The following is a 10,920-nucleotide window of genomic DNA, read 5'->3' as shown; positions in this document are numbered from 1 at the left end:
TTGATAGCACGTGCGATAGCCGCGTCTGTACCATTCAAGTGGGTTGCCGGTGACACGGTCTACGGTGTTGGCGATATCGAACAGCAGCTACGGCGGGCAGGCAAAGGCTATGTGCTCGGGGTCAGCAGCTCTCATGTCGTCCGATCCTGGGGCAAGCGACAGCCGGTCGCCGGCAAGGCCGAAGACATCGCCCGGACGCGGCGCCCGTCCGACTGGAAGCGCTTGTCGGCGGGAGCCGGAACCAAAGGACCGAGGCTGCATGACTGGTGTTATCTCGAACTGGCCGATCTCGAGGTCGAGCAGTTCAACAGCGCAAATGATGGTTTATGGACGCGCGGTCTGCTGATCCGTCGCCATATCGCCGATGGCGATCTCGCCTTCTTCACCACCTGGTGCCCAGCGGGAACATCCATTGAAACGCTGGTCGCGGTCGAAGGCCATCGATGGGCGATCGAGGACAGCTTTGAAACCGCGAAAAACGAGTTCGGGCTCGATCACAACGAGAGCAGGTCCTGGCATGGCTGGCATCGCCACGTGTCCCTGGTGATGCTCGCCTTCGCCATGATGGCGGCGATCCGCCATCGCGCCAATCCGCCACCGCCCAAAAAAACCAAACGCCGCCCCCCGGCAAAAGCCAAAGCACACCCACGCCGCCGCTGATCCGTTGGTCAATCCAGGAAATCCGCCGCATCGCCAGCAGGCTTGCTCGAAAGCGGATCCAACCCGCGCATGTCATCGCATGGTCATTCTGGCGCAGAGCCCACCAGGCTGCCGCTCAGCGCGCGCATCTCAAAGCAAAACGGCAACTGTAATGTTAGGGTCCAGACTCAATTGAGCCAATATGAGAAGAGAGCGGCGAGATGAACCGCGGCCAAGAAATTCCGAGCGAGCTTATCGTATCGGGTAGCGATGCGCCGGAAGTCCTTGAGCCTGCAGAAGTTGCGCTCGATGACGTTTCGGCCGTTGTAGGCGTGTTTGTTGAAGCGATGGATGACGATACGGTTGGATTTATTGGGGATGACGGGCTTGGCGCCGCGACTAACGATTTCGGCGCGAAAGCTGTGGGACATCATAGCCTTTGTCAGCGAGGAGCGCGTGCATGGGCGGGGCGAGCGCCAGAACGTCGGTCGCAGCAGCGATATGGCATCCTGGCCTGGGGTCAGATGAAGGACGACCGGCCGGCAGAGCGGATCACTTAGGGCCTCGATTTTGTCCTGCGACCGCCGCGCGATCGGCCGATCGCTTGACTATACTCGCGCCTTTTCCGCCGGAGGCACAACGATGAGCTTTGACCGAAGTCGAGTCGCGCGACAGCGCAACGGAATCCTTGCCAAGCTTGGCCAGCGCTTCAAAGATTGCGCACCATCCTCCACGCTTGGCCCGACGATTGAAGCGGTTTGTAGATGGTCGTGTAAGGGCCGTACTCAGGTGGACAATCGCGCCATCGCGCACCCGATTGCAGCATGTGAACGATGCCGCTGATGATGCGCCGATCGTCGTCTCGCTCCGGCCCTGTCAGTCCCGTCGGCAGATGAGGTTCGATGCGCGCCCATTGCCTATCATTCAGCCAGATCTCCCGTCAATGCACAGGTCAGAGAATCACGTGATGCTAACTAGGAACAGACCCTAGCATTACAGTTGCTTTTATTGCGGACTTATGAATCCATGGGTAACCGTGATTCGAATGTAGTGGTGCGGGCCGCGTCGGTTGAGGAGACGCTTGCGTTGTGGACGGCGTCGCTTCCAACCGACACGTCCGTTGTTCACGCAAGAGCGTGTTGCGACGAATGCGGGTCTGTTCCTGGAAGGCCTGCTCGGAGATGAGCAACGCAAGACCGGTTGGATGCGCGCGGAGGCGGCTGGCGATCCTGGCCCATGGCGGCAGCAGGCGATTCTGGGTCGTGGGGATTGGGACGCCGATGCTCTGCGCGATATCGTGCGCGACTATGTCATCGAGCATTTGGCGGATGAGGATGCGGTGCTGGTGATCGACGAAACCGGCTTTCTCAAAACAGGGCAAAGCGTCTGCGGAGTGGCGCGGCAATATACCGGTTCGGCAGGGAGATCACGAACTGCCAGACCGGCGTCTTCGCTGCCTACGTTTCGCGTCGGCCATGAGTTCATCGATCGCGCGTTGTATCTTCCGAAGGAATGGACCGACGATCCAGATCGTCTGGAAGCCACATATGTGCCTGCCGATGTCGGCTTTGCGACCAAACCAAAGCTTGCGACGAGAATGATCGCACGCGCGATAGCCGCGTCTGTACCATTCAAGTGGGGGTGGCCGGTGATACCGTCTACGGTCGGCGACATCGAACAGCAACTACGTCGGGTCAGCAAACGCTACGTGCTTGGGGTCAGCAGCGCTCATGCGTTCCGATCCTAGGGCAAGCGACCGCCGGTCGCCGGTACGGCTGCAGATCTCGCCCGGACGCGGCGCTCATCCGACTGGAAGCGCCTTTCGGCGGGAGCCGGAACCAAAGGACCGGCGGCGGCACGATTGGTGTTATCTCGAATTGGCGGATCTTGAGGCCGAGCAGATTCAACAGTGCAAATGACGGTTTGTGGACACGCGGTCTACTGGTCCGTCGTCGCATCGCCGATGATGACCTCGCCTTCTTCACCAGCTGGGTGCCCGGCGGGAACAGCCATTGAAACGCTGGTCGCAGTCGAAGGCCATCGATGGGCGATCGAGGACAGCTTTGAAACCGCGAAAAAACGAGTTCGGGCTCGATCACAACGAAAGCAGATGCTGGCATGGCTGGCACCGTCATCTGTCCCTGCGTTTGGATTTGCCCGGTTGGGCGGTGGGAGCGACGGGAGCTGGCGCGGAGCCTTCGGCATAGCGCAGCGTCAGATCCCGGCGCGGGTGGCAGGTCATCGCGAATTCGGACGGGGTTCCATCCAAGCTGCGAGTGCGGTCGTCTGTGGTTCTACAACAAGGTTTGAGAAACGCCCACAGGACCGTTCTTCGCGAGGTTCTTTATCGATATCGTCCTTGGTTTGGTCGCCACGTTTGCGTTCACGGAACGGTTGACAAGGCTGATGAAGTGCTTTCCGCTGCTCGCTGGATGGATCGCAAGCAGATCGTTGGCTGGAGGTTCCAGCATGGATGTTCGACCGGACGGCATGCCCTGAGGCGGAGCTTTTGGCAGCTCGGCCATTTGTCAGCATAACCGCACTTGCAGCGCTTTCTGCGCTTGTCGATCTGGCGTTAATGATCGAACGCCATCAGCTGCCCCGCTTTCTGGCGCATCCAGAGGCTCTCACGGCCAGAATCGGGGAGCGACTCATGTCAAGCCAGACGGCAATGCCAGGGAGCGGATACCGACACAATCGACAACCGCGGCCGCAGCAACAGATGGATCTGTTCGGGAGCGGCCTGTCGAATGGCCCCATCGGCGCGCCAGCATGGCCGGAGCAGCCGGCGGAAGCCCCGGGCGGCCCTCACGAGCCTGATGACGCAGTTGATCCTCGACCATGCTGCGAGGACAGCAACGCTGCTCGCGAAGGAGGTCGATCATGATCTCTGACAAAGTCAGGCCTCATCATCTGGAGCGCAAGGCGATTCTTTACGTGCGCCAAACCTCAGCACATTAGGTGTTGCACAATCGCGAGAGCAGCGCGTTGCAATGCGCCATGAGGGACCGGCTCACGGCGCTCGGGTGGTTAGAGATCGAAGTGATCGATGATGATCTCGGTCGTTCAGACGCCGGCGGGGTACAACGCGCTGGCTTTGAGCGGGTGGTGGCGGAGGTTTGCCTCGGCAAGGTTGGTGCGGTTTGCGCCCGCGAGGTCTCGCGCTTCGCTCGCAACAGGCGGGATTGGCAGCAACTCATCGAGATGTGCCGCGTGGTCGATACCGTTCTGGTCGATCAGGAGACCATCTATGCGCTAAGGCACGGCAACGATCGCCTGCTGCTCGGGCTCAAGGGCAGCCTCAACGAGTACGAGCTGGATTTGTTGCGCCAGCGCTCGCTCTCGGCCCGCCACGAGAAGGCCCGCCAGGGCGAGTTGGTTGTGGCGGCGCCCGTCGGCTTCGTGAAGGCCGGCGACCAGTATGAGATAGATCCGGATCGGCGTGTCCAGGAAGCGATCAAGCTGGTGTTCGACAAGGTCGAGGAACTGGGCAGTGCGCGACAGGCGCTCTGCTGCCTCCACGAGTGCAATCTCGATCTACCGGTGAAGCAGACCGACGGCGACACAGCCTGGCGGCGACCGAATTGCTCCGCCATCCACCGGATCATTGAGAACCCGGTCCACGGCGGCGCTTATGCTTATGGTAAGACGGCTGTGGCGGCGGGATGCAGCACGCGAGGGCGTGAGCGTGAACATGCGCCACAGGCGGAGCGTATCGGCTTTGAGACGGGCACAATGGCGAGCTGGCTTTGGCATGAGCTTCGTAGGGTCGAACTCAGCCGGCTCTCTGTCGGGTAGAAGTGTGATCGGTCGTCGCCTCTCAACCAGATGATTGTTCCGTAGCGCTGATTGCGCCGCCATGCTCAATCGTCGGCGCGGCAAAGGGCGGGCATCCGCGCCTTCTAACGACGCGAAGCAAGGTATCGCTACTCACGGGCATCATCAGCCGGCCAGCAAAACTCGCCGCTGGCCGTCCGCCCAAAGCAAGGCCAAGGTGGTGAACGACAAAACCGAGCCGGGTCGTTCGCCTCGCCCACGGCACCAGAATGCTATTATCGAAGCGCTCGATGAAAATACGTCGAGCGTAAAGGGTAGCATCGCATCGGAATCGGCGTGCAACGACCATAAGCCGAACCGGCCGCCCAGCCAGCGGCAGAGCCGAGAGACATCGCTGATATCGGCTGTGGATTCGCGCAGAACTGGATTTGCACCCGGGACAGAGACTCGTGTCACCAGTGGGACGCACGGTAATCACGGTTGCAGTGCCGTCACAGATGGCACTCTCAACGACAAGCCCAGGAGGGACTAAGGCCGACGGACGTAGGGCTCGCTGCACCATGTTGATTCCCTTGTGAAACCAACGAGCCCGCTCTCGAACTTTATCAAAAGTGATGGTGTGGAACGGCCCTTCGAACCGGCATCAAAAGTGCCTAACGTGGTCGCGTAGAGAGGCGCCACAAAGGAAGGACCGTTTTGGCCAAGTCGATCTTTCAAGTTCACGGCACCGCCGAAAACGGGAAAGTCTTGGTTCGCATTGCGGCGATCGCAGGTTCTGCCCTTCTTTCGGAGCCTTCCAGCTTGCTTAGTAGGTATGGAGGCCTGTGCGAGTGCACATCACTGGGCACGCGAGATCGCGGCGCTGGGCCACTCTGTCCGCATGATGCCGCCAGCCTAGGTGAAGCCTTACGTCAAACGAAACGACGGACGTGGCGGATGCTGAAGCCATTTGTGAGGCGGTCACCCGCCCGACAATGCGATTCGTACGGGTGAAGACTGCCGAACAACAAGCATCCAGCATGATTTTGCGAATGCGAGAGATGCTGATGAGGCAGCGCAGCCAGACTGCAAATGCCCTGCGTGCTCATATGGCCGAATTGGGCATTATCGCCGGAAAAGGCATGGCAAGCATCGCAAAACTCCTGGTGCTTCTCCGGGACGAAAAAGACAATAGGGTCCCCGGCGCCGCCCGCTTTGCTCTGATCCAGTTCGCTGAACAGATTGAGCTGCTTACAACCCGCATAGAGAAGCTCGACAGAGAGATTTTGGTTGCCGTCAGAAAGGACCCCCGATGCGAGGCGCCTGATGAGTATCCCCGGTGTCGGCCCTCTCATCGCCGCTACCGTTCGGACGTCGGTCGTGGATGCTCGCGGTTTTGCGACTGCACGAGATTTGCTTGGACGGGGCTAACACCGAGGGCTCAGTCGAGCGGCGGGAAAGAAAGGCTCGGGGCGTATCAAAGCGTGGAAATCGGCATACGGACGCTCTTGATCGTTGGTGCGACCTCAATCATCAAGCTTGGCAAGCGAGGCTTGAAAGTCCCGCTCTGGATTCGGACCATGCTGCAAAGACGGCCGTCGAAGTCGTAGCGGTGGCGTTCGCCAATAAGATTGCGCGCACCATCTGGGCCTTGCTGGTCAGAGGCGGCATCTATCATGCGCCCCCTGCAATGCTGAAAACCCAATCTTAAGAACTCTCCGGCGGAAGAAGAAAGCTGCCGAGGAGGCAAGGTGCAAATCTGGATGAACCCCGAATGACGACATTCCCGGTAGCGATCAGACCGCCTGACTCACTGCGCTTCGAGGGCGAGAAATTGATTGGGCGATTTGCTTCCGCGGATATCATCGTGGCCAGCGGCCGGGCGCCGCGTTTACAGGCCGAACATATGACCGCACCGTCATCCCTTGTTCAACCAGAGAAAGATCTTGCAGCCGGGCCGTTCCACATATGAGTCAAAGCCAATTTTGCATGCCGAATGACACCCATACGCGATCGCCGGACCTGAGATCGTAGAACCTGCGCAGAACTGCACGCGATTCTCGAAAGCATGGATAATGGTGACGCACATTTTTACCGAACACATCGACTGTTAGCGCTTATCTTGGTCTTTCGCCCGGCGCAGAAAGCGGTCGGCGAAGATCGGACTTGGTTCCCGTCCTCTTGGCGAAAGACGAAGGTCCATATTTTCGCTGCTCGCGATCGTCCTTCAGCCAACCGGCATGCTCACTTAAGGGCGTGGCGGTCTGTTTTCGCGGGGCTGTAGCAATGCTACTTACTCTTTCTCAATTGCGCCGATTTATCAAATCCCGCGCCTACGCTGACTGCAGGGAATAACGAGTTCGATCTCGCCAGATACCTCGAGGACAGCTTCTGGATGTTGGCCATTCTCGCAGAGTGCGTATTTCAGTGCTTGCGCGCGGCTCGCAAACAGGCCACCAAAGTTACCATTCTGTTCGCGGACGACCCAGTTTCCAAAGCGATTCTTGCCAACAAAGACGGTCGACCTGGTGGAGCGTCCGGAAGGATATTCGACACGCTTCATGACCATAAGCCATGAGTCTGCAGCTTCATCATTACGGCGCTATGATGCCGTTTCTTCAAAGCGGCTGCACGTTGCTTGGGCTCATGAAGTGCGCAGCGAGCCTTACACCGAACGTTTGCCGCCGCACCGCGGCCAAACGCAAACGGCATCATCGACATCGGGACTGTCAGCCGAGCTCGCTTGGCGGCTCCAGAGACGAGCCGCACAGGTTCGGCGGTCAACGCAACAGTCGTGGAGTTTGTCAACGCTGGTTTAATAAATGGATTATCTATCGGACTTGTCATCTGAATCTTCGATTTAGATCGCGAGTCATGAACGGCGGGATGGTAGCCCTTTTCAGAGAACCGTTAGGATTGTAGTCATCTTACACGATCGTTGCAGATCGCGATCACAAATTACGGCGCTTTAGTCCCGAATCGATCGTCGACCTCGATGGCGAAGACTACAGCAAACACGAAGCGATTCCTGCTACCAGTTCTAGTGAAAGGCAGATCGCGTTCGCCTTTGCTAGAAAACGAGGAACTTTGCCCTGACGACTGTCAGGAAAATCGTAGATTCGCTCTCGTTCATCCGCTAAAGCAGCCACGCTGACGGCCGTCAAATCACAGTCTATGGACATGCTATTTCGGCAGGCTCATCCAGAATGCAGATAAGCGGGGTCCGCGCGTAAAGGCGGGCATTGGATCCATATGTGGCCGGTGTCGTGCCAATGAACCGGTACTACAACCTATGACGAGCTTACATCTGATAACGTACTGGCTACCCCTTGGTTCAAAAGCCGAGGGCGCGCCATGACAGGCGGCGCGAAGGTGGCGGCGAGAGCGCGGTAGCGAACGCGCGCATGACAGATCTCCTTGATCAGATGTTTGAGGGTAGCCTGTCCGGAGCGACGCAATTTGCGATGGTAGGTTGATCGATCGAACCGGATCGCCGCGCAGGTCCGGCGGATCGAGACCTGCCACTCGATGCGGACTTCGTCGACCAGCTTGCGCTTCCTGCCGGGCTTCATAGCTTTCGGCGGATCACATCCTGCAGCATCTTCTTGTCGAGCGAGAGATCGGCGACCAGCTTCTTCAGCTTGACGTCCTCGTCCTCGAGCTGCTTCAGCCGCCGCATCTCGGTCCGCAGCAGCCCGTCATACTTCGTCTTCCAATTGAAATAGTCGCCTGGCTGATTCCGGCCTTGCGGCAGATCTCCACAACCGGCACGCCGTCGGCGCCCTGCTTGAGAATGGAGAGCTATCGCCAAATTTTGGTGACGGCCGGCGCCGGTCAGGCGGCGGCGGTTGTGGGCTGACGGTCGGCCGGCTTGGCGATGACCTCAATCCCGTCGTTGAATGTCACACCAAGAACGAGTTTTGGCAACTGGTTGGTGCCGTCGAGGCGGCGCCAGCTTCTCTGCGCGGTTTCCAGCAGTTTGAAGACCATCGCGAGCGCGGTCCTGTTGGACAGGCAGCCCTTCGATCGGATCGTGCGATGGCGCACGGTGGCGAAGGTGCTTTCAATGGGGTTGGTAACCGGTATGAGAGTTCTCGGTGCCAATGTTCCGCTGCGGTGTTCTGCATCGTGGCGTATGGTGCGACCATCGGGACAGAGGCACCGGGAGCACGATGTGCGGGCAGGCCGATGCATACGATGAGCCGAGAGCTCGAGTTAGTAGCTGGCCGCCTCTGCGACTCGCCCGGTTGCGCCGTGAGCGCGAATCCGTAGTTGTCGTGTCGCCCGCAGCTCCCGTCATATCGAGCAGGAGGTGCAAATGCGACGGGTGATTGGCATCGACGTCCACCGGACTTTCGGGGAGGTGGTGTTTTGGGAAGACGGCAAGCTCCGACATGCGGGCCGGGTTGATATGACGCGGACTGCGCTCGAGGGATTTGGCAAGACCCTGCTGGCCAGCGATGAGGTGGTGCTCGAAGCGACTGCCAACAGCATGGCGGTGTCGCGGGTTCTGGCGCCGTTTGTGGCACGGGTGATTATCGCCGATCCGCTGCAGGTGAAGGCGATCGCCCAGGCTCACGTCAAGACCGACAAGATCGATGCCGGCACGCTCGCCAGTCTGCAGGCGGCCGGGTATCTGCCGCAGATCTGGACGCCTGACGCGGAGACCGAACGCAAGCGCAGGCTGGTGGCGCGGCGCTACCAGGTCGTGCGGCATCGCACGCGGCTCAAGAACGAGGTGCATTCGATCCTGCACGCGCACCTGATCCCGAAGTGCCCGCATGCCGATCTTTTCAACGCCCGCGGCCGGGCGTGGTTGGCCGCTCAACAGTTGCCGGACGATGAACGCGCAGCGATCGATCGGCACGTCCGTGAGCTTGACGGTTGGCGGAAGACCTGGCCCTGCTCGACCGCGAGATCGCACAGGACGCCATGGACGATCCCGCGGTCAACAGATTGATGACAATCACCGGCGTCAATCTCGCGGTCGCCGCCGGGATCGTGGCAGCGATCGGCGACATCGGCCGGTTCAACAGCCCGCAGAAGCTGGTGAGCTATTTCGGGCTGAACCCGCGGGTGCGGCAGTCGGGACTGGGAGCTGCCCATCACGGTCGTATCAGCAAGATCGGCCGTTCTCACGCGCGTGCCATGCTGGTCGAGGCGGCCTGGGCAGCGGCCAAGGCGCCCGGTCCACTGCATGCTTTTTTCGTCCGCATCCGCGCCCGGCGCGGCCATCAGATCGCCGCGGTGGCCGTGGCTCGCAAGCTCACTGTGCTCTGCTGGCAATTGTTGACGAAGGGCGAAGATTACCTGTGGGCGCGCCCGGCCCTGGTGGCCAACAAGACCCGCGCAATGCAACTTCAAGCCGGACATCCGCAACAGAAAGGCAGCCGGCGTGGACCTGCCTATGCCTACAACATCAAGGCGCTGCGCGACCGCGAGATGCTGATTGCCGCCCAGGCGGAGCGAAACTACGAACAATTCGTGTCGCAATGGAAAGCGCGGCGGCCAAGAGCGGGCGCGCGGGCGCCTCAGTCCGGCAGGACAAAATAGGCAGTCCGGTGACGCTTGCAGCCGACGCGTCACGCTTCGCCACGAGGTCGCCCGCGCCCAACAACCATAGTCGCGGTTGACGGCAAGTCTAGCCAGGCCAGGAACCCAGTCCCGTTCCACGCCAGCGTGCCGTCGTGCTCGGGCCGGTCAAGGCCAAGCCATGCGGTGGCCGCAAATGCGGCCAGCCTTGACCGCCCCTGCGCGCGGCGGCTGCGAGATCGGTGGCCGGGACGGAAGAATGGCCCGCAGCGCGACCGAACAAAAGAATGGACTTACGGCGATCTCCGCAATCGTCGCCTCGGCCATGAAGAAATCGCTTGTCCATCTCATCCGTGGTCCGTAAATGTTTCCAGTGCTCAGCCGGGAAGTCGTAGAAAGCAAGCAGCGTGTCTCGATCCTTGCTCAGGCAATCGGCGGCCTTCTCGTATTTCAGCATGTAGCTCTCGATGAAGGCGTCGAACGCCAGTTCGGCAGCGACCTTGGTTTCAGCCATCCATATCTCCTGCAACGCGCGTTTGGCTTTCGGCTGCTGGCTTTTCGGCAACTTGGCGAGCACATTGGCGGTCTTGTGCACCCAGCAGCGCTGCTCGCGCGTTTTCGGCCAGACCTCGCCAGCGGCCTTCCAGAACCCGAGCGCGCCGTCGGCGATGACGAGCTGCGGCGCCACGTCGAGCCCGCGCCGCTTCAGGTCGAGCAGCAGATCGCGCCAATCGTGCGCGCTCTCCCGGGCGCCATCGGTGAAGCCGACCAGTTCCTTGCGGCCTTCCGGCGTCGCGCCGATCAGCACCAGGATGCATTGCTTTTCGTCTTCGAGCCGGGCTTCGAGATGGATGCCATCAGCCCAGATGTAGACGTAGCGCTTGGCCGACAGATCGCGCCTCTGCCACGCGGCGTGCTCGTCGAGCCAGCCATCCTTCAGGCGACCGATGGCGGATGCCGACAACCCGGCAGCATCCTTGCCGAGCAGCGCAG

General features: G+C 60.3%; 7 protein-coding genes and 6 pseudogenes. 6 read left to right on the top strand and 7 right to left on the bottom strand.

What is annotated here, in order from left to right; translation table 11 throughout:
* The coding region (locus IVA75_RS04530; protein WP_247358655.1) for an IS701 family transposase at positions 1-660 on the top strand (660 nt) is incomplete at its 5' end.
* Between the two features lie 167 nt (positions 661-827).
* Here the strand turns inward: IVA75_RS04530 and IVA75_RS04525 are convergent.
* Positions 828-1,573, bottom strand: a pseudogene (locus IVA75_RS04525) (IS5 family transposase).
* 186 nt (positions 1,574-1,759) lie between these two features.
* Here IVA75_RS04525 and IVA75_RS04520 point away from each other — a divergent pair.
* Positions 1,760-2,386 (top strand): IS701 family transposase, encoded by a 627-nt coding sequence (locus IVA75_RS04520; RefSeq protein ID WP_247358652.1) that lies wholly within the window; start codon positions 1,760-1,762, stop codon positions 2,384-2,386.
* Between the two features lie 384 nt (positions 2,387-2,770).
* Here the strand turns inward: IVA75_RS04520 and IVA75_RS04515 are convergent.
* Positions 2,771-2,924: pseudogene (locus IVA75_RS04515) on the bottom strand (IS3 family transposase); the annotation flags it as partial.
* 715 nt (positions 2,925-3,639) lie between these two features.
* On the opposite strand from IVA75_RS04515, the gene IVA75_RS04510 reads away from it, so the two are divergent.
* Positions 3,640-4,437 (top strand): recombinase family protein, encoded by a 798-nt coding sequence (locus tag IVA75_RS04510; protein WP_247290088.1) that lies wholly within the window; start codon positions 3,640-3,642, stop codon positions 4,435-4,437.
* A 22-nt stretch (positions 4,438-4,459) separates the two neighbouring features.
* Here IVA75_RS04510 and IVA75_RS04505 read toward each other — a convergent pair whose 3' ends face one another.
* Complete coding sequence (locus IVA75_RS04505; protein WP_247290090.1) at positions 4,460-4,978, bottom strand: transposase family protein; 519 nt, start codon at positions 4,976-4,978, stop codon at positions 4,460-4,462.
* A 134-nt stretch (positions 4,979-5,112) separates the two neighbouring features.
* On the opposite strand from IVA75_RS04505, the pseudogene IVA75_RS04500 reads away from it, so the two are divergent.
* Positions 5,113-6,106, top strand: a pseudogene (locus IVA75_RS04500) (IS110 family transposase).
* Between the two features lie 609 nt (positions 6,107-6,715).
* Here IVA75_RS04500 and IVA75_RS04495 read toward each other — a convergent pair.
* The 3 genes and pseudogenes from IVA75_RS04495 to IVA75_RS04485 form a co-directional block, all read right to left on the bottom strand.
* A complete protein-coding gene (locus tag IVA75_RS04495) occupies positions 6,716-6,958 on the bottom strand; it encodes a hypothetical protein (protein ID WP_247290093.1) in 243 nt (80 codons plus the stop codon).
* Positions 6,959-7,784: 826 nt separating this feature from the next.
* A pseudogene (locus tag IVA75_RS04490) lies at positions 7,785-8,190 on the bottom strand (transposase); the annotation flags it as partial.
* Positions 8,191-8,229: 39 nt separating this feature from the next.
* Positions 8,230-8,472: pseudogene (locus IVA75_RS04485) on the bottom strand (IS256 family transposase); the annotation flags it as partial.
* Positions 8,473-8,722: 250 nt separating this feature from the next.
* Between IVA75_RS04485 and IVA75_RS04480 the strand changes: the two are divergent.
* Positions 8,723-9,355, top strand: coding sequence for a transposase (locus IVA75_RS04480; RefSeq protein WP_247290094.1), 633 nt, complete (start codon positions 8,723-8,725; stop codon positions 9,353-9,355).
* Positions 9,280-9,948, top strand: coding sequence for a transposase (locus tag IVA75_RS04475; RefSeq protein ID WP_247290096.1), 669 nt, complete (start codon positions 9,280-9,282; stop codon positions 9,946-9,948). Before IVA75_RS04480 ends, IVA75_RS04475 begins: the two co-directional genes overlap by 76 nt.
* Positions 9,949-10,267: 319 nt before the next feature.
* On the opposite strand, the pseudogene IVA75_RS04470 reads toward IVA75_RS04475, so the two are convergent.
* Positions 10,268-10,920, bottom strand: a pseudogene (locus IVA75_RS04470) (IS256 family transposase); the annotation flags it as partial.

Source organism: Bradyrhizobium sp. 134, from assembly GCF_023074155.1.
GTDB lineage: Bacteria > Pseudomonadota > Alphaproteobacteria > Rhizobiales > Xanthobacteraceae > Bradyrhizobium.
This window is presented reverse-complemented; position numbering and strand designations above follow the sequence as displayed.